Source organism: Vreelandella songnenensis (assembly GCF_003002925.1).
GTDB lineage: Bacteria > Pseudomonadota > Gammaproteobacteria > Pseudomonadales > Halomonadaceae > Vreelandella > Vreelandella songnenensis.
Window position 1 is genome coordinate 178,316 of record NZ_PVTK01000004.1, and the last position, 19,124, is coordinate 197,439.

A 19,124-nucleotide genomic window follows, 5' to 3' on the forward strand; every position below is an offset into this window, starting at 1 on the left:
TCAGTGCGCTACGCCAGCGGCGCCGTGTTCATCGATCAGCGCGCCGGTATGGAAACGGTCGATGGAAAAAGGCGCAGCGATGGGATGCATTTCACCCTTGGCAAGGCTTGCGGCAAACACGTGGCCGGAACCGGGGGTGGCCTTGAAGCCACCGGTGCCCCAGCCGCAGTTGAAATAAAGGCCCTTGACCTTCGTCTTCGAAAGAATCGGGCAGGCGTCCGGGCAGGTATCCACGATGCCGCCCCACTGGCGGTTCATGCGCACCCGCGAGAACATCGGGAACATTTCGACGATGGCCTGAAGGGTGTGTTCGATGGTCGGGTAGCTGCCGCGCTGGCCGTAGCCGACGTAGCCATCGATACCGGCGCCGATGACCAGGTCGCCCTTGTCGGACTGGCTCACGTAGCCGTGCACGTGGTTGGACATGGTGACGGTGTTGAGCACCGGCTTGAGCGGCTCGGACACCAGCGCCTGCAGCGGGTGAGATTCCAGCGGAAGCCGGATGCCAGCCATGTTGGCAAGCACCCCGGAGTTGCCTGCGGCCACGCAGCCCACGGTGTTGGCTTCGATATCGCCGCGGTTGGTGTGCACACCCAGCACCTTGCCGTCGAGGATCTTGAAGCCGGTGACCTCGGTATTCTGCAGAAGGTCGACGCCGAGGGCGTCGGCGCCACGGGCATAGCCCCAGGCCACCGCGTCGTGGCGGGCCACACCGGCACTCTTCTGCCAGGAAGCGCCCATGATCGGATAGCGCGCGCGGCTTGAGATATCAAGCTCGGGCTCGATCTCCTTGATCTGCCCCGGGGTGACCACTTCACTGTCGATGCCGTTCAAGCGGTTGGCGTGAACGCGGCGCTGAATATCGCGCATGTCCTGCAGGGTGTGGCCAAGGTTCAGCACGCCGCGCTGGGAGAACATGACGTTGTAGTTCAAATCCTGGGAAAGACCCTTCCACAGATCCAGCGAGTGGTTGTAGAGCCTGGCGGCCTCGTCCCACAGGTAGTTGGAGCGCACGATGGTGGTGTTACGCGCGGTGTTGCCGCCGCCCAGCCAGCCCTTTTCGACCACGGCGACGTTCTTGACGCCGAACTCCTTGGCCAGATAGTAGGCGGTGGCCAAGCCGTGGCCGCCGCCGCCCACGATGATGACGTCGTAGCGCTTCTTGGGGGTGGGATTGCGCCACTGGCGCTCCCAGTTCTCGTGGTGACCGAGCGCATGTTTGACCAGTCCGAAGCCGGAATAACGTTGCATGAAATCTCTCCTGAATCGACTCCGAGGGAGCCCGGTAGCGGCTGATCGTTACGCGACGGAGGTGGCGCTTTCAGCGACCTGCTCGCTCTGGGATTGGGCCTGGCCGTACACCGGGTGGCGGGCGCACAGTTCACTGACGTTGTCGCGTACCCGGTTCTCCACCTCGGTGGTGTCTTTCTGGTCGGCCAGCGCATCGAGAATGTCGCAGATCCAGCCGGCCAGCTGTTCGCAGTCGTCCTCGTTCATGCCGCGAGTGGTCACCGCCGGGGTGCCGATACGCAGACCCGAGGTCACGAACGGGCTTTGCGGGTCGTTGGGTACGCTGTTCTTGTTGACCGTGATATGCGCGCGCCCAAGTGCGGCGTCGGCGTCCTTACCGGTCACGCCCTGCTTGATCAGGGAGACCAGGAACAGGTGGTCGTCGGTACCGCCGGAGACGACGTCAAAACCACGCTCGACGAAGACGCGGGCCATGGCCTGGGCATTGGTGATGACCTGACGCTGATAGTTGACGAAGTCCTGATTCATCGCTTCCTTGAACGCCACCGCCTTGGCCGCGATCACGTGCATGAGCGGGCCACCCTGCTGGCCCGGGAACACCGCGCCGTTGAGCTTCTTGTAAAGGGTCTCGTCGCCATCGGCGGAGAGAATCAGACCGCCACGCGGGCCGCGCAGTGTCTTGTGCGTGGTCGTGGTCACCACGTGGGCGTGGGGCAGCGGGCTCGGGTAGAGGCCGGCGGCGACCAGGCCTGCCACGTGGGCCATGTCGACCATCAGGTAAGCGCCCACCTCATCGGCGATGGAGCGGAAACGGCGCCAGTCGACCACGCGGGAATAGGCCGAGAAACCGGCAATGATCATTTTCGGCTTGTGCTCGCGGGCCAGGCGCTCGACCTCGTCGTAGTCGATCTCGCCGGTGCCCTCGACCAGTCCGTACTGGATAGCGTTGTAGTGCTTGCCGGAGAAGTTGGGCGCCGCACCGTGGGTCAGGTGGCCGCCGTGGGCCAGGCTCATGCCCAGAATGGTGTCGCCGGGGCTGACCAGTGCCATGAACACCGCGGCATTCGCCTGGGCGCCGGAGTGGGGCTGTACGTTGGCGTAGTTGGCGCCGAACAGGCTGCAGGCCCGCTCGATGGCAAGCGCCTCGACCTTGTCGACGAACTCGCAACCGCCGTAATAGCGCTTGCCCGGGTAGCCTTCGGCGTACTTGTTGGTCAACTGGGTGCCCTGGGCTTCCATCACCAGCTTGCTGGTATAGTTTTCGGAAGCAATCAGTTCGATGTGGGCTTCCTGGCGCGCTGTCTCTTCAGCAATGGCCGAGGCAAGGGCTGTGTCGTAGTGGGCCAAGCGGGCATCAGAGAGAAAATTGTTATGTGACATCGGGTGCTCCGGGCTAGTCGCTTTGTTCGGTCTGAGAGTCTGTTAGCGTCGGTCATTGCAACACCGGTAAACGCTATCCTGCCGCGATAGTATCGCCGGGGCTTCCCCCCAAGATGCTTGCCGACGTCACCGCTCGGCGTATTTGCGACATCGGCGTCGATTTTTTCACGGGGTTCAACAAGGCGTCGCCCAGCTGTTGTTCGACGTCGTTTATGAGTAATTGCGCCCTCTCCGGGTGGGCCATGCTGCGGCAACAGGTTGATGTCTTTAGTTGGCCTGCGGATCAACAGGCGTCTCTTGCAGACGTTTCAAATACGCCAGCTCGATTCAAACGCGATTCAATAATAACGACGCTGTCGCCGTGATCGAGACGCTCTTCGAAGCCACTTCTCAAGAGCGCTTTTCGAGACGGCGCCCGCGCCCGGAAGAGAGGATTCTGCATGTCCAACAATCGTGGTGTTGTTTATATCGGCGACGGTAAGGTCGAAGTTCAGGATATCGCCTACCCGAAAATGGAAACGCCCAATGGCAAGCCCATTGATCACGGCGTCATTCTCAAGGTGGTCTCTACCAACATCTGCGGCTCCGACCAGCACATGGTGCGCGGCCGCACCACGGCGCCTACCGGCATGGTGCTGGGTCACGAGATCACCGGTGAAGTGATCGAGAAGGGCAAGGGTGTCGAGTTTCTGAGTATCGGCGACATCGTCTCCGTGCCGTTCAACGTGGCCTGCGGGCGCTGCCGTACCTGCAAGGAGGGGCATACCGGCCTTTGCCTGCACGTCAACGACGACCGCGCCGGCGGCGCCTACGGTTACGTGGACATGGGCGGCTGGGTGGGCGGGCAGGCGCACTACGTGATGGTGCCCTACGCCGACTTCAACCTGCTGAAGTTTCCGGACCGCGATCAGGCCATGACTCAGATCCGCGATCTGACCATGCTCAGCGATATCCTCCCGACCGGCTTCCACGGCGCGCTGAAGGCTGGCGTGGGTGCAGGTTCCACCGTGTACGTAGCAGGCGCGGGACCAGTAGGCCTGGCAGCGGCTGCTTCCGCACGTCTTCTGGGCGCGGCGGTGGTCATGATCGGCGACTTCAATCAGGCGCGCCTGGAGCACGCCCGCAAGATGGGCTTCGTGCCGATCGATCTGAGCAAGCACGACCGCCTGGGCGAAATGATTGCCGCGGTGGTGGGTGAGCCGAGCGTGGACAGCGCCATCGATGCGGTCGGTTTTGAAGCAATCGGTCATGGCGGCAAGGAGCAGCCGGCGGTGGTGCTCAACCAGATGATGGAAGTGACCCGCGAAGGCGGCTCCATCGGCATTCCGGGGCTTTATGTGACCGAAGATCCGGGCGCGACGGAAAAAGCCGCGCAAACCGGAAGCCTGAGCCTGCGTTTTGGCCAGGGCTGGGCCAAGGGACTCTCCTTCCATACCGGCCAGACGCCGGTGGTGCAGTACAATCGCCAGCTGATGCAGGCCATTCTGCACGGGCGCCTGAACATCGCCGAGATCGTCAATGCCCAGGTGATCTCGCTGGAAGACGCGCCCAAGGGCTACGAGCAGTTCGATGCGGGCGTGGCGAGCAAGTTCGTGCTCGATCCGCATGGACTTCTCGGCGCCGCCTGATCAGCCGCGCAGACGATCCGAAACGCTCATGGCGCAGGCCATGGGCGTTTTTTTTGTGTCCAAAAAAGACGGCGACCGGGGCAGACCGGTCGCCGTCTTTCGTCGCGCCAGTGGTGGTGGTTGTCGGGCTAGAAATCTACCACCAGATTGCCTTTCGGGCGGCTGCAGCAGGAAAGAATGTACCCCTCTTCGATATCTTCCTCGGTGATACCGCCGTTGTGCTCCATTTCTACCTCGCCGGATTTAAGCTCTACCCGGCAGGTGCCGCAGATGCCCATGCCGCAGGCCTTGGGAATATGCAGGCCAAGCTTCGCCGCTGCGGCGTGCACCGTTTCACCGGGCTGGATGCGCACACTCTTGTTGGATTGGGCGAACTCGATGTTGATCAACTCTTCGGGTTCGGCCTGTTCGGCTTCCACTTCGGCCTGCTCGGCAAGCTCCAGGACATCTTCCTGAACGTCCATCGGCGTCGCGCCAAACGACTCTTCATGGTAATGATCCATGTCGTAGTTGTTGGCGCGCAAAATTGCCTTGATGGCGTTCATGTAAGGTGTCGGACCACAGCAGAATATTTCCCGTTCAAGGAAGTCCGGCGCCATCAGCTCAAGCATGGGCTGGGTCAGATAACCGCGATAGCCCGCCCACGCTTCCCCGATATCGTCTTTCTTTTCACACACGATATGCAGCTTGAACTCGGGGATACGCGAGAACATGTGCACAAGCTCGCGGTGATAGATCACATCGCGCGGCGCACGGGCGCTGTGGATGAATTCGACGTCCACGTTGGCGTTGGTATCAAAGAACCAGCGCGTCATCGACATCAGCGGCGTAATGCCCACGCCGCCGGAGAGAAACAGTACCTTCTCGGCGGGAAAGTCGATGGAGTTGAAGTTGCCCACCGGCCCGTGAACCACCAGCTCGTCGCCCACCTTGAGGTTGGCATGCAGCCAATTGGAAACCTGGCCGCCCGGCACCTGCTTGACCGTGATGGAAAAGCTGTAAGGCACGGAGGGGGAGCTTGAAATCGTATAGGAGCGCATGATCGGCTGGCCGTCGATCTCGAGCTCCAGGGTCACGAACTGGCCCGGCTTGAAGAAGAACATTACCGGCTGTTCAGCCATGAAACAGAAGGTGCGAACGTCCCAGGTTTCCTGAATGATCTTGACGCACCGCACATGGTGACGGCCGTTGGTCCAGGTCTGGGTCGTGACGGGGTTGAAGAAGTTCATTGTCATGATTGTCTCGATATGGCCGTGCTATCGCGTTGCCTTCACCGGCCCGTCCTTCTGCACGGTCCAGCACCATTAACCTGCATTCTGGGTACGCGCTTTAGGGCCAGCTTGCCTGTCAGCGACACGCACTTACCTTGCTTCACCGTCGACGCCGCGAAAATCTCGTTTCTCGTCGTCGCCACGCTACATAGTGTCGTGGGTAGATAATTGACCCTAAAAGCCCTGCACCACAATCCAACAACCAGTAGCAAGCGCTGCGCGTCCTAGACAATCGCCAGGTTACGCAACTCAACAACAAGACAATCACGTTTGGTTAACGACTCTGTCGCCACCCTGGATAAGGGCGGCGGCGTTTAAAAGGATATCTGGTATGAACAAGACAATGGATTACACGCTCAACGACCCCCTGGCCGCCATGCGTGAAGCGACGGTCGAAATGCTTGAGTCCCGGGCGCGCACCTATTCTCTGCCTCAGCCGTTCTACAACGATGCACGGCTTTTCGCGCTGGATATGCAGGAAATCTTCGAAAAGGAGTGGCTCTTTGCGGGCATGAGCTGCGAGATACCCGCCAAGGGCAACTTCATGACCCTGGAGATTGGCGACAACCCCATCGTGATCGTGCGTGGCGGTGAAGGCCAGATCCACGCCTTCCATAACGTCTGCCGCCACCGCGGTTCACGGCTTTGCACTACCCACAAGGGCAAGGTGGCCAAGCTCGTGTGCCCCTACCACCAGTGGACCTACGAGCTCGACGGGCGTCTGCTGTTTGCCGGCAGCGACATGGGCACCAGTTTCGATCTCGACCAGTTCGGCCTGAAGCCGGTGAGTGTGCGCACTGCCGGTGGTTTCATGTTCATCAACCTGAGCGAGAACCCGCCAGCCATCGACGACTTCCTGGTCACGCTCGAGCACTACCTCGAGCCCTACCAGATGGATAACGTCAAGGTGGCCGTGGAGTCGAGCATCGTCGAGCAGGCCAACTGGAAGCTGGTCATCGAGAACAACCGCGAGTGCTACCACTGCAACGGCTCGCACCCGGAGCTTCTCAACTCGCTGATGGAGTTCGATGACACCGAAGATCCGCGCGCAACGGACAAGTACAAGGACCTGGTGGCCCGCAAGCAGTCGGACTGGAACGGTGAACAGGTGCCCTGGCAGCTCAAGCGCTTCGGCAAGCGTAACCGTATTACCCGCACCCCGCTGCTGGATGGCGTGGTCTCGATGACCATGGACGGAAAGCCCGCCTGCAACAAGTTGATGGGCCGGTTGACCAGCCCGGACATGGGCTCGCTGCGCATTCTGCACCTGCCCAATTCCTGGAACCACTTCATGGGCGACCACTCCATCGTGTTCCGCGTGCTGCCGCTTGGTCCGCAGCAGACCATGGTCACCACCAAGTGGCTGGTGCACAAGGACGCGGTCGAAGGCGTGGATTACGATCCGGAAAACATGCGCCGGGTGTGGGATGCCACCAACGATCAGGATCGAAAGCTTGCCGAAGAGAACCAGCGCGGCATCAACTCCAAGGCCTACCAGCCCGGCCCTTACTCGGAAACCTACGAGTTCGGTGTGATCGACTTCATCGACTGGTACGCCGAGCGCATGCTGCAAAACCTGAGCGGCGACAGCGTCTCGCTGCAGCTGGCAAAAGGCTAGGCACGCAAAAGGCTGGCTGGCCCTGCCTGGGCCAGCCAGCCGCCTTGTAAAGGTGGTTGACGGTTACTCCACGGGCAGAAAGCGCTCGATCGCCTGACGTACGGCAGGCAGCAGAATATCCCTTTGATTCATCAGCTCGCGCACCGTTTCCGGCAGCCCTTCCACGGCCTGCACCCGGTGGGTCTCGGCGGCGATTCTCGCACTCGTTTCGGGGTCGGCATCTTCTGGAATATCGACACCCAGTGCGCTCAGCCGCGCCCGGAAATCATCACCATCAATCAGCTCGACAATCATCATGACGGCACTCTCCTTACAGAGTCGTTGAGTGATCTAGTCGTTGAACGTTCAGTGTACCTGTCGCGCGTTAAAAACAGAGCGGCTTAAGCGGCTTTAGCTATGTGAAGGTCGGTTTTAAACAACTGCACAGTGGCGTCTCGTCCAAGAATTCCAAGGGCCGTATCCGCCGCCCTGGCGCACCGCGGCCAATAAAAAAACAATGAGGACAACCTATGGACCACGAGGATCCTATCCTGACCCCCGGTCAGGATAACAAGCAGGTCATGGGGCTGGATTTTCATAACCCCGTCTTTCCACTCTCCGCACTCGCCATTCTGCTGTTCATTCTCTATGCGCTGGTCTACCCGGATGCGGCCAATACGCAGCTGGGCCTGGCCAAGAACTGGTCGATCGAGCACTTCGACTGGCTGTTCATGATCGCCGGCAATATCTTCGTGGTGTTCTGCCTGGCGCTGATCTGCCTGCCGGTCGGGCGGATACGCCTGGGTGGAAGCACGGCCAGGCCCGAGTACTCGCGCACCTCCTGGTTTGCCATGCTGTTTGCCGCCGGTATGGGCATCGGGCTGATGTTCTGGAGCGTGGCGGAGCCAGTGGCCTACTACACCGACTGGTACGGCACGCCCCTGAACACGCCCGCCAATACGCCGGAAGGCGCGAGCGCGGCGATGGGCGCGACCATGTTCCACTGGGGGCTGCACCCCTGGGCGATCTACGCCGTGGTCGGGCTGTCGCTGGCGTTTTTTGCCTATAACCGGGGGCTGCCGCTGACGCTACGCTCGGCGTTCTACCCGATTCTGGGCGAGCGTACCCGCGGCTGGGCGGGGCACATCATCGATATTCTCGCGGTGCTGGCGACCATCTTCGGCTTGGCGACGTCGCTTGGCTTCGGCGCCACCCAGGCGGCCAGCGGCATGGCGTACCTGTTCGGCACGCCCAATACCATCGGCACGCAGCTCGCCATCATCGTGGTGGTCACGGTGATCGCGCTGATTTCGGTCTGGCGCGGGCTCGATGGCGGGGTGAAGCTTTTCTCGAACATCAACATGGTAATCGCCGCCATCCTTTTGATCTTCGTGATCGCCGCCGGCCCGACGCTTGCGATCCTGACGGGCATCGGCACCACGGCGGTCGACTACGCCAGCCACCTGCTGCCGCTGTCGAACTGGGTCGGCCGCGATGACGACACCTGGTATCACGGCTGGACCATCTTCTACTGGGCGTGGTGGATCTCCTGGTCGCCCTTCGTGGGCATGTTCATTGCCCGCGTATCCCGGGGGCGCACGGTGCGCGAGTTCCTGATCGCGGTGCTGCTGGTGCCCACTCTGGTCACCCTGGTATGGATGAGCGCGTTTGGCGGCACGGCGCTGTTCCAGGCGGAAAACGGCGTGGGAGAGCTTGCCAACGGCATTTCTGATGTTTCGCTTGCCATGTTCCACATGCTCGAACAGCTGCCCTTGACCGGTATCACCTCGACGCTTGCCATCGTGCTGGTGCTGGTATTCTTCATTACCTCCTCGGACTCCGGGTCGCTGGTAATCGACAGCATTACCGCCGGCGGCAAGACCGACGCGCCCAAGGGCCAGCGGGTGTTCTGGGCGGCGCTTGAAGGGGTGATTGCCGGTGTACTGCTTTACGGCGGGGGCAGTACCGCGTTAAGCGCCTTGCAGGCCGGAGCTGTGGCCACGGGGCTGCCCTTCACGCTGGTGCTGCTGCTGATGTGCTTCAGCCTTTACAAGGGGCTTCACCGGGAGTGGCGCGAACAAAACGCGCTGCCCAGAATGGCCCGATAAACCAGGCTTGGGGATTCAAGGAGGGCGCCACTGAAGGGCGCCCTTTTGAGTTTATGGATGCCGTGTCGTAATTTCCGCCATTTCTGGCGCTAACAGCAATGAGTGTACTGTTAAAGCGCTGCACGATACCTACATACGATGGCTATACACCATCATGGCTACATAACATCAATAACTTCACGGCTATTTCAATGATTTACACCATCGCAATACTGCTGAGCCTGATTGGCTACTTCGTTATCGGGCATCTGGCCGGGCGGCGCGTCAAGGGGCTGGACGACTATCTGGTGGCCGGGCGCAATGCGCCCACCTTCTTCATTCTGGGCACGCTGGTAGCGAGTTACCTGAGCACCAGCGCCTTTCTCGGCGAAACCGGCTTTGCCTATCAGGGGTATCCATTCGTGATGCTGATTTTTGCTGCGGTCAGCACCTCGGGCTGTCTGCTGGGGGCGCTGGTGTTCGGGCGCTACCTGCGCCGCAGCGGGGCGCGCACCGTGCCGGAATTCTTTGGCAAGCGCTTTGCCTCGCGCCGGGTACAGATGATCGCCGGGCTGACCACCATCATCGGCCTGGGCGCGTATCTTCTGGGCGTGATGCAGGGGGCCGGCATCATGTTCTCCGAGCTGACCGGCATGCCCTACTGGGTGGGTCTGGTGCTGGTATGGGCGACTTACACCGGCTTCATCCTTTACTCGGGGTCGCCCGGCGTCATGCTTACCGACACCATCATGTTCGTGATCTTCTCGCTGGCGGCCCTCGGGGGTTCGCTCTACGTGATTCAGGATCTCGGCGGCTGGAGCGGGGTCGTGGAAGGGCTTCTGACCCAGACCGACAAACCCGGCATCGCGCTGTGGCACGGCGTGCTGGAAGGCCCCGAGGCGAGCTTCTCTTCGCCGGGTGAAGCGCTGACCTGGGGGCTGACGCTTGGCTTGGTGTGGGCAGCGGTGCTGGCCGCCAGCCCCTGGCAGTCAAGCCGCTACCTGATGGCGCGCAACGAGCACGTGGTGATGCGCTCGGCCATGCTGACCGCCGTGGCGCTGGCGATCTTCTATGCGCTGATGATGATGACCGGCGCGGCGATCAACCTATACGATGCGGGGCTCGACCCGGAGCGCTCGATGATCTGGGTGGCGCTCAACGTGCTGCCGACCTGGCTTGGCGTGGTGATTCTGACCGGCGTCTTCGCCGCCGGGCTATCGTCGTGTTCGACGTTTCTGTCGATCATCGGCTTCAGCCTTTCCAACGACATCCTGGCCGCCTCGAAAGATGACGCTTCGGCGATGCGCAAGAGCCGGCTGGCGGTGCTGGGCGCGGGCCTGGTAGCGCTGCTGCTGGCGCTCTTCCAGCCGCCGGCGGTGATGTCGGTGGTATGGTTTGCAGCCACGCTGTTTGCCTCCTCCTGGGGCCCGGTGGCGCTGATGAGCATCTGGAGCCGCCGCATTACCGCGGCGGGTGCAGGCTGGGGGCTGGCGGTAGGTTTTGCCGGCAACGTCGCCATTTCGCTGATGATTCAAGCCGAGTGGCTGAGCCTGCCGGTCTACCTGCACCCGGTGCTGCTGAGCACGCTGATGGCGCTGGTCGCGATTGTGCTGGCCTCCCGCGTCACCCGCGTGACCCAAGCCGAGCAGGCGTACCGGGCGTTTCTGCATACCTTCGATGCCGAGGCGGTGGCCGGCTGGGTAACGGGCACGCGTCTGATCGCGTTTTGCACCATGCTCTCCGGTGTGGCCATCGGGGTATTCCTGTGGCGTCAGTACGCAGTCACGCTTGATGGGTTGGCCGCGCAGTTCAGCGTGGCCGCCGGGGCAGTGCAGGGCGGTTACGTCTTGGCCATTGGTTGTGGCTGCATGCTGTTGATGGCTGGGGCGGTGGGGTTCTGGGTGGCCCGCCCCGGCCAGCAAAAGGCTTCCACTGCGCGGATGACCGTGTCGCATAGCCGATAACTCGATGCACTGGCAGTGAGCCTTTGCTCAGCTGCTACGCTTAACCGCTCGCCTTCGGCGGGCGGTTATGTTTTCTGCCAACCTCAACCGGGAGTCAACCGCATGGTGTTGAGTGCTTACCAGCGTGGCCTGCTGATGGTGGTGCTGGGCGTGGTGTTTCTGAGCTTCGACGGGCTGCTGATTCGTCTGGCGGACACGGATGGATTTACCGTCGTGTTCTGGCGCGGTTTTCTGATGTTCAGCGTGCTGGGGATTTTGTGCCTGGTGGGCAATCGGCTGGCGTCACTGCGCGTTCATCCTTGCGCGTCGCTGGCCTCGGCGATTCTGCTGGGGCTGATTTCGGCGCTGTTCGTGCTGGCGGTGATGAACGCCAGTGTGGCCAACGTGGTGGTGATTCTGAGCACCGCGCCTTTGTTCGCCGCGCTGTTTTCGCGGATATTTCTGGGCGAGCGTGTCGCGCTGCGCACCCTGGTGGCGATTGCACTTTGCATGCTGGGCATGGGCCTGGTCTTTCTGGGCGAGGGCGCTGCGGGGATGCTCGTGGGCAACCTGTATGCGCTGGCCGCGGCGCTGGCGATCGGCGGCAACCTGACGGTGCTGCGCCGCTATCCGAATATCGACCGCATTGCGGTGCTTGCCGGGGGCGGGCTATTGTCAGCGGCCATTGCGCTCCCGCTGGCTTCACCCTTTGCGCTGGACGCCCCGCGTTACGGGGTGCTGGCCGTGATGGGGCTTGTCCAGATGCCGCTGGCAACCGTGCTGATCAACAGCGCCACGCGCTATCTGCCTTCGACGGAAGTGGCGCTTTTCTATCTGGTGGAAACCGCGCTGGGCACGCTCTGGGTGTGGTGGTGGCTGGGCGAGGAGCCGACCGCCTCGACCCTGGCGGGCGGGGCGGTGGTCATCACCGTGCTGGTGGTGCACGCGGGGATCGGCCTGCACCGGGAAAGACAGCGTCTGCGGCTCTATCCGGGGATTATAGGAAAATAGTAAAAGAAGGCCCGCCGGTCAGGCGGGCTGAAAAGCAACATCACCAGACGTAATTCGTACCTAACGCAGTACCCCCTCCTCCTTGAGCAGCTTGAAGATCGCCTCGGCACCCTGTTCCGGGGTGACGTCAGAAAGCGTCTGTCCACCGCCGCCGTCGGCCTTGGCAGCGGCGGCCTTGAAGCGGTCGCGCGCCGAGGAGGACTTGACGATCTTGAGGCGCTTGGGCCGTTTGCGCGCCGGCTGAACCTGCCACGCCGCGAGCGCTTCGTCGACTTCGCTTGTTGCATCCAGGGGTTCAAGCGCACCCCGTTTGGCCGGGCCGAAGGCGCTCTGGCGCGCGGCGGGGGCACTGGTGTCCACGGTAGCAATTGCCGGCAGGCGAATGCGCAGGCGCCGGCGCTTGCCCCGGGGCAGGGCCTGCAGCACCGTGGCCATGCCCTGTTCGACTTTCTCGACCGCTGCAAGGCCGGTAATGATTGGCCAGCCCAGCGCTTCGGCCAGCAGGTAAGGCAGTACGCCAGAGGCTTCATGGGTTTCCGCCCGCGTGCCGGTAAGCACCAGCTGCGGGGCGCCTTCACGCAGTGCGTCCGCCAGCGCCGGCACCACGTCGGCCTGGGGGCGCTGCTGGATCAGGTTGACGCTATCGATACCCATGCCCAGATAGCCGCGCAGGGCCTCTTCGTGCTCGCGCTCGTGTTGGCCGGCGTGCAGCAGGCTGACCGAGGCGCCTTCCAGGGTCAGGGCCATTTCCACCGCGCGGGCGTCCTGGTCGGCGCGGCGCGTGCGTGCGGTCAGCGGGTGGCGGCCGATGGAGACCAGCACGGCCACGTTCAGGCCGTCAGGCGTTGCTGACTTGGCACGGTTACTCACATCATGCGGCATCACGGTTCTCCTGCTGCTCAAAGCGGTACTGCTCGACGCGTTTCACCAGTGCGGCAAGCACCGCGCTGGCATCGCCGATCACGGCCAGATCGGCGCGCTTGACCATGTCGCAGCCCTCATCGAGGTTGATGGCCACGACCTTGTCGCAGCTCTGAATGCCTTGAAGGTGCTGGATGGCGCCGGAGATGCCCACTGCCACGTAGACGCGGGCGGAGACCCAGGTGCCGGTGGCGCCCACCTGGCGGTCGCGGGGCATGTAGCCGTCGTCCACCGCCACGCGAGAAGCCCCCTTGGTGGCGCCGAGCACCTCGGCGGCGTGGTGGTAGCTGTCCCACTCTTTCACACCGTTGCCAGCGGAAAGAATGAATTCGGCTTCGGCAAGCGCAACGCTGGCCGGATCCACCGCGACTTCGCCCAGGTCTTCGATACGCCCGAGTATATCGGGCAGCCCTTGGGCAAGCGTGACGGGATCACAGGCGTGGCGGGTTTCGCTCACCGGGTCGGCGCATTCGGCCAGCGCCAGCACCACGCGGGGCAGAGCGCGAGTGATATCGTCGCGGCCAGCGGCGCCGCGGGCGGTACAGCGCCAGCCGGTGGGGCTGTCGCTTGCGGTTTCCACCTGCCAGACCTGCGCCGCCGGGCGCTCGCCAAGCCGTGCGGCCAGGCGCCGGCCCAGCTCGCCGCCGCCGAGGTTGGAATCGGGCAGCAGCCAGTAGCGCGGCGCGATTTCACGCTCCACGCCCTGCAGCGTGGCCACCTTGAGCTCCGGCAGGTAGCCCGAGAAGCGCTCGCCTTCCACATGCAGCAGCCGGTCGATCCCCGCCTCATCGAAGGCGGTTTCCTTGTGCTCGCCGAACACCACGGCGAGTACCGCGCCGGGCTGGCTCGGGTCGGCATCGGCCAGTTGACGGGCCAGGCCCAGCAGGTCGCGGTCGTGGGCTGACAGGCGCCCGCCGACCATGTCCGGTACCACCGCGACCATGAAGTCCGGGGTGTCGATGGTGATACGCTGGCGTGCATCCTTGGTTTCAGCGCTGCGCCCCGGGGCCTGGGCGGCCTGCTGGGCACCGCTTCTGTCGATACGGCGAATGCCGTTGGGGCCGGTAAAGCCGACCGCGTGAGGGTTCTTGCGCATCACGCCGTGGGGGCCCATCCACTCGCTGGTCTGGGCACCGCCGCCGAGTTCGGCCAGCATGTCCTGATGCTGCGGGTGCAGGCGGTTACGAATGATCCACTCCCTGCGCGGATCGCGGCGAATCAGATCACTCATGGCGTTACCTCCAGGGCGGGGCGCGGCGTTGCCGGCGCTTCCTGACGTTGGGGTGACTTTTCGGCGGCCGTTTCGATGATCAGCGCATCGGCCACCAGCTCGGCGATATCCTTGATCGCGGCGCGGGGCTCCACCACGCCTTCGAGCATGGCGGTACACTGCGGGCAACCTACCGCCACGAGATCCGCGCCGGTTTCACGTACGTCTTCCATGCGCATGTCGGGAATTCGCTGCTTGCCGGGGATATCGGTGATCGGCGCGCCGCCACCGCCGCCGCAACAGCGCGAGCGATAGCCGGAGCGAGCCATCTCCTTGACCTCGATGCCGAGCGCCCGGAGCACATCCCTCGGGGCCTCGTACTCGCCGTTGTAACGGCCGAGATAGCAAGGGTCGTGATAGGTCACGCTGCCGCCTTTCCAGGCCTTGAAGGTGAGCCTGCCCGCGACCACCAGCTCGTTGATGTAGGTGCTGTGATGCTGCACATGATAATCAGCGGGCGTCTGTGGCGTTCCAAGCTCCCCGTACTCGTTTTTCAGCACGTGGAAGCTGTGCGGGTCGCAGGTGACGATGCGCGAGAAACGGTACCGGGAAAGTGTCTGGATATTGCGTCGGGCCAGGCTCTGGAAGGTGGCTTCATCGCCCAGGCGTCGCGCCACGTCGCCGCTGTCGCGCTCCTCGGTGCCGAGTACCGCAAAGTCCACCTGGGCGGCGCGCAGCACGCTGATAAAGGCGCGCAGGGTGCGCTGGTTGCGCATGTCGAACACGCCGTCGCCCAGCCATAAAAGCACCTCGGCCTCTTTCTTGTCCGACATCAACGGCAGGTTCAAATCCGCCGCCCAGTGCAGGCGTGAATCCGGATCAAAGCCGCCGGGGTTGTCCGTGGCAATCAGGTTGTCCAGCACCTCAGCACCCTTGTTGGGCGTGTTGCCGTGCTCAAGCGTCAGGAAGCGGCGCATGTCGACGATGGCATCGACGTGTTCGATCATCATCGGACACTCTTCCACGCAGGCGCGGCACGTCGTGCAGGACCAGAGCGTTTCGGCATCCACCAGCGTGGTGCCTTCGCGGGCAACGATTGGCCCGTGCGGGTCGCCTTTATGCTCGCCCACCGGCTTGCCGGGGTAGGGGGAGCCTGCGTAGTGGGCATCGCTGCCGCCAGCCATGCCGACCACCATGTCCTGAATCAGCTTTTTCGGGTTGAGCGGCTGGCCGGCGGCAAACGCCGGGCACATGGCTTCGCAGCGCCCGCACTGGACGCAGGCGTCGAACCCCAGCAGCTGGTTCCAGGTGAAGTCGGCGGGCTTTTCCACGCCGAGCTTGGCGCTTTCATCGTCGAGTTTCAGTGCTTTCAGGCCGGTGGAGCGGTGCTCCCCGCCCGTGGCGTCGGAAAAGCGCTCCGGGCGGCGGTGAAAGGCCAGATGCAGCGCACCTGCAAAGGCGTGCTTCATCGGCCCGCCCCAGGTCATGCCGAAGAACATCTCCCCCAGCCCCCAGACGATGACCGCGGCAAGCACCAAGGCCGCGAACCAGCCCACGCCGCTCTGAAAAACGCCCTCCGGTAGAATACCGGCGGTCGGCAGGGTGACCACGAACATGCCGATCGAGAACGCCATCAGGCTCTTGGGCAGGCGCATCCACGGGCCCTTGGAGAGCCGTGAAGGGGGCGGGCTGCGCCGTTTGGCGACCAGCAGGCTGCCGATGAACATGCTGGTGGTGGCGGCCAGCAGTACCCAGGCAAGAATGGCGCTGTCCAGGCCAAGGCCGTGAACCACGATGGCAAGCAACGCGGCCAGCACGAAGCCGCCGGCGGTGGCCACGTGGGTATGGGAGATGTACTTGTCCCGCTCGACGACGTGGTGCAGATCCACCAGGTAGCGCCGGGGAACCTGCATCAACCCTTTGATCACGGGAACGGAAGAGGGGCGCCCCTGACGCCACAGGCGCACCCGGCGCACGGCCCCGATGGCGGCAAGCGCAAGCGCAGAAAACAGCAATATCGGCAGAAGGGTATCGAGCATGGCGTCTCTCCTCTCAGAGACACCGTAAGTACAAAACGTCATGAGCCGGGAGGCCCATGACGTTCAGCTTACAGCGTTATTGTCAGAAGTCCTTGCAAAGCCGCAGCGCGTCATAGATGGCGGCGTGCGTATTGCGTGGCGCGGTGCAGTCGCCCAGGCGGAACAGGGCAAACCCCTCGCCCCCGTCCGTCAGGCAGGGCTGAGGCTTGATCGCGTAGAGCGCCTCGATATCGGTCTGGCCCTTGTTGCGCGAACGCTCCTTGAGGCTGTAATAGAGGGCTTCATCCGGACGCACGCCGTTTTCCACCACCACCTGATCCACCACCCGCTCTTCAAGCGCGCCGGTGTACTCGTTCTCGAGCACCGCCACTAATGAATCGCCTTCCCGGTACACCTTGTGCAGGGCAAGATCCGAGGTCATGATCACCTCTTTCTCGTACAGGCTGCGGTAGTAGGTGGGGAAAGTGGTGCCGCCCACCGCCGCGCCCGGCTTGATATCGTCGGTGACGATCTCGACCCGAGAGCCCTTGTCGGCCAGGTAATCCGCCGCGGATACGCCGGAGAACTCGCAGATGGTGTCGAAGATCAGCACGTTCTTGCCCGGCGCCACGCGGCCTTCGAGGATGTCCCAGGTGCTGACCACCAGGCTCTTGTCGGTATCCGCGTCATAGCCCCACTCCGGCACCTGGGTGAGAAACGGCTGGCCGCCGGTGGCCAGAATCACCACGTCCGGGCGCAGGTCCTGGATGGTTGCCTCGTCGGCACGGGTACCCAGGCGCTGATCCACCTCGAGACGGTTGAGCTCCAGCTGATACCAGCGCGTGATACCGGCAATCTGGTCGCGTTGGGGCGCTTTCGAGGCGATGGTGATCTGGCCGCCGATCTGCTCGTTGGCTTCGAACAGCGTCACTTCGTGGCCGCGTTCGGCGCACACCCTGGCGGCTTCCATGCCCGCCGGGCCACCACCCACCACGACCACCTTGCGTTTGGGGCCTTCGCTTTTTTCGATGATGTGCGGCAGGCCCATGTACTCGCGAGAGGTCGCGGCATTCTGGATGCACAGCACGTCCAGGCCCTGATACTGGCGGTCGATGCAGTAGTTGGCGCCGACACACTGCTTGATCTGGTCGATCTGGCCCATCTTGATCTTGGCGATCAGGTGCGGGTCGGCAATGTGGGCGCGGGTCATGCCGACCAGGTCCACGTAGCCGCCTTCCAGAATACGCTGGGCCTGGTTGGGGTCCTTGATGTTCTGGGCGTGAATGACCGGCACGTTGACCACTTCCTTGATGCCCGAGGCCAGGTGCAGGAAGGGCTCCGGCGGAAACGACATGTTGGGAATGACGTTGGCAAGCGTATTGTGGGTATCGCAGCCCGAACCCACCACGCCGAAGTAATCGACCATGCCGGTGGCGTCGTAGTAGGCGGCGATCTGCTTCATGTCCTCGTGGGTCAGGCCGTCCGGATGGAACTCGTCGCCGGTGATGCGCATGCCCACCACGAAGTCGTCGCCCACCTCGGCGCGCACCGCCTTGAGTACCTCCATGCCGAAGCGCATGCGGTTTTCGAAGCTGCCGCCCCATTCATCGGTACGCTTGTTGACCCGCGGGCTCCAGAACTGGTCGATCAGGTGCTGGTGCACGGCGGAAAGCTCCACGCCGTCCAGGCCGCCCTCCTTCGCCCGGCGCGCGGCCTGGGTGAAGTCGTAGATGATGCGGTGAATTTCTTCGACCTCGATGGTCTTGCAGGTCGAGCGGTGCACCGGCTCGCGGATACCCGACGGCGACACCAGCGTCGACCAGTCATGCCCATCCCAGCGTGAGCGGCGGCCCATGTGGGTAATCTGGATCATGATCTTGCCGCCGTGCTTGTGCACGGCATCCGCCAGGTTCTGGAAGTGCGGAATGATGCGGTCGGTCGAGAGGTTGACCGAACTCCACCAGCCCTGGGGGCTGTCGATGGAGACGATCGACGAACCGCCGCAGATGCACAGCCCGCAGCCGCCCTTGGCCTTCTCTTCGTAGTATTTGACGTAGCGCTCGGTGGTCATGCCGCCGTCGGTGGCGTACACCTCGGCATGCGCCGTGCTGACCACGCGATTGCGGATGGTCTGGCTGCCGATCTGGATCGGCTTGAACAGTGCTTCGAATGCCATGGCGACGCTCCTCAGTGCTTGGGCGTGACAACAAACAGGCCGTGCTCACAGCCCTCTTCAGCGCCGCTTTGGGTCTGTTCGGCGACCGTGCGCATCTCGCTTCCGCGTGCCGCCAGAATCTGATCCATGGCGCCGGCGAACCAGCCGGTGAACATGTACTCGATCTTGCGGTTCACCTTGCCCATCTGATAAACGAACGCGCTGTGCTCAAGGCGTACGCGGGCGGTACCGGCGTCGAGGTCGATCTCTTCAGTGATGAACAGCCCCCAGCCGCGCTGGGAAAGGCGCTTCATGTAGTGCTCGAATACATCCACGCCTTCAAGCCCGTGGAGCTCGGCCTCTTTCTCGCACCAGTGCCAGGCGCTCTTGTAGCCGGCGTGGTAGAGAATCTCGGCGTATTTTTCCGCGCCGAGGGCTTCCTCGACGGCCATGTGGTTGTTGACGAAAAAGTGGCGTGGTACGTACAGCATCGGCAGCGCGTCGGTCGTCCAGATACCGGTTTCGCTGTCGACGTTGATCGGGAGTTCGGGGGCGGTCGTGGTCACGGTCGTATTCCTTGCGCTTATAGTTGTTCAACAATAGTTTTCAAGAACAAGTTTTAAAAAACAGGTGCAAAAGCCTCTGGGGCAGG

14 protein-coding genes are annotated in these 19,124 nt (G+C 62.9%); 5 read left to right on the forward strand and 9 right to left on the reverse strand.

Annotation, left to right across the window (positions count from 1 at the left end):
* Positions 1-1,251, reverse strand: coding sequence for a sarcosine oxidase subunit beta family protein (locus tag B0H98_RS08840; RefSeq protein ID WP_106374702.1), 1,251 nt, complete (start codon positions 1,249-1,251; stop codon positions 1-3).
* 48 nt (positions 1,252-1,299) lie between these two features.
* Positions 1,300-2,631, reverse strand: coding sequence for a serine hydroxymethyltransferase (gene glyA, locus B0H98_RS08845; RefSeq protein ID WP_106374703.1), 1,332 nt, complete (start codon positions 2,629-2,631; stop codon positions 1,300-1,302).
* A 440-nt stretch (positions 2,632-3,071) separates the two neighbouring features.
* Here glyA and fdhA point away from each other — a divergent pair, with 440 nt between their 5' ends.
* Positions 3,072-4,259, forward strand: coding sequence for a formaldehyde dehydrogenase, glutathione-independent (fdhA, locus tag B0H98_RS08850; RefSeq protein ID WP_106374704.1), 1,188 nt, complete (start codon positions 3,072-3,074; stop codon positions 4,257-4,259).
* A gap of 128 nt (positions 4,260-4,387) precedes the next feature.
* On the opposite strand, the gene B0H98_RS08855 is transcribed toward fdhA, so the two are convergent.
* Positions 4,388-5,494 (reverse strand): FAD-binding oxidoreductase, encoded by a 1,107-nt coding sequence (locus tag B0H98_RS08855; RefSeq protein WP_106374705.1) that lies wholly within the window; start codon positions 5,492-5,494, stop codon positions 4,388-4,390.
* Positions 5,495-5,861: 367 nt separating this feature from the next.
* Here B0H98_RS08855 and B0H98_RS08860 point away from each other — a divergent pair, with 367 nt between their 5' ends.
* A complete protein-coding gene (locus B0H98_RS08860) occupies positions 5,862-7,148 on the forward strand; it encodes an aromatic ring-hydroxylating oxygenase subunit alpha (RefSeq protein ID WP_106374706.1) in 1,287 nt (428 codons plus the stop codon).
* Positions 7,149-7,211: 63 nt separating this feature from the next.
* On the opposite strand, the gene B0H98_RS08865 is transcribed toward B0H98_RS08860, so the two are convergent.
* Positions 7,212-7,445: a hypothetical protein gene (locus B0H98_RS08865; protein WP_106374707.1), complete on the reverse strand. Its 234-nt coding sequence runs from the start codon at positions 7,443-7,445 to the stop codon at positions 7,212-7,214.
* 212 nt (positions 7,446-7,657) lie between these two features.
* Between B0H98_RS08865 and B0H98_RS08870 the strand changes: the two genes are divergently transcribed.
* The 3 genes from B0H98_RS08870 (at position 7,658) to B0H98_RS08880 (ending at position 12,168) form a co-directional block, all read left to right on the forward strand.
* Complete coding sequence (locus tag B0H98_RS08870) at positions 7,658-9,235, forward strand: BCCT family transporter (protein ID WP_106374708.1); 1,578 nt, start codon at positions 7,658-7,660, stop codon at positions 9,233-9,235.
* Between the two features lie 191 nt (positions 9,236-9,426).
* Positions 9,427-11,178, forward strand: a complete 1,752-nt coding sequence (locus B0H98_RS08875) for a sodium:solute symporter family protein (RefSeq protein ID WP_106374709.1) — start codon at positions 9,427-9,429, stop codon at positions 11,176-11,178.
* A 102-nt stretch (positions 11,179-11,280) separates the two neighbouring features.
* Positions 11,281-12,168, forward strand: coding sequence for a DMT family transporter (locus tag B0H98_RS08880; protein ID WP_106374710.1), 888 nt, complete (start codon positions 11,281-11,283; stop codon positions 12,166-12,168).
* 60 nt (positions 12,169-12,228) lie between these two features.
* Here the strand turns inward: B0H98_RS08880 and etfB are convergent, their stop codons facing one another.
* The 5 genes from etfB to B0H98_RS08905 form a co-directional block, all read right to left on the reverse strand.
* Positions 12,229-13,050, reverse strand: coding sequence for an electron transfer flavoprotein subunit beta (gene etfB, locus B0H98_RS08885; RefSeq protein WP_106374711.1), 822 nt, complete (start codon positions 13,048-13,050; stop codon positions 12,229-12,231).
* Positions 13,040-14,320 carry an electron transfer flavoprotein subunit alpha gene (gene etfA / locus B0H98_RS08890; RefSeq protein ID WP_106374712.1) on the reverse strand — a complete coding sequence of 427 codons (1,281 nt, stop codon included), beginning with the start codon at positions 14,318-14,320 and terminating at the stop codon, positions 13,040-13,042. Before etfA ends, etfB begins: the two co-directional genes overlap by 11 nt.
* Complete coding sequence (locus B0H98_RS08895; protein ID WP_106374713.1) at positions 14,317-16,338, reverse strand: (Fe-S)-binding protein; 2,022 nt, start codon at positions 16,336-16,338, stop codon at positions 14,317-14,319. The genes etfA and B0H98_RS08895 overlap by 4 nt, the downstream gene beginning before the upstream one ends.
* 82 nt (positions 16,339-16,420) lie before the next feature.
* Positions 16,421-18,493, reverse strand: coding sequence for a dimethylglycine demethylation protein DgcA (gene dgcA, locus B0H98_RS08900; protein WP_106374714.1), 2,073 nt, complete (start codon positions 18,491-18,493; stop codon positions 16,421-16,423).
* An 11-nt stretch (positions 18,494-18,504) separates the two neighbouring features.
* The gene (locus B0H98_RS08905) at positions 18,505-19,038 is read right to left on the reverse strand and encodes a 4-vinyl reductase (RefSeq protein ID WP_106374715.1); all 534 of its coding nucleotides are present in this window, start codon (positions 19,036-19,038) and stop codon (positions 18,505-18,507) included.
* Positions 19,039-19,124: the final 86 nt, after the last annotated feature.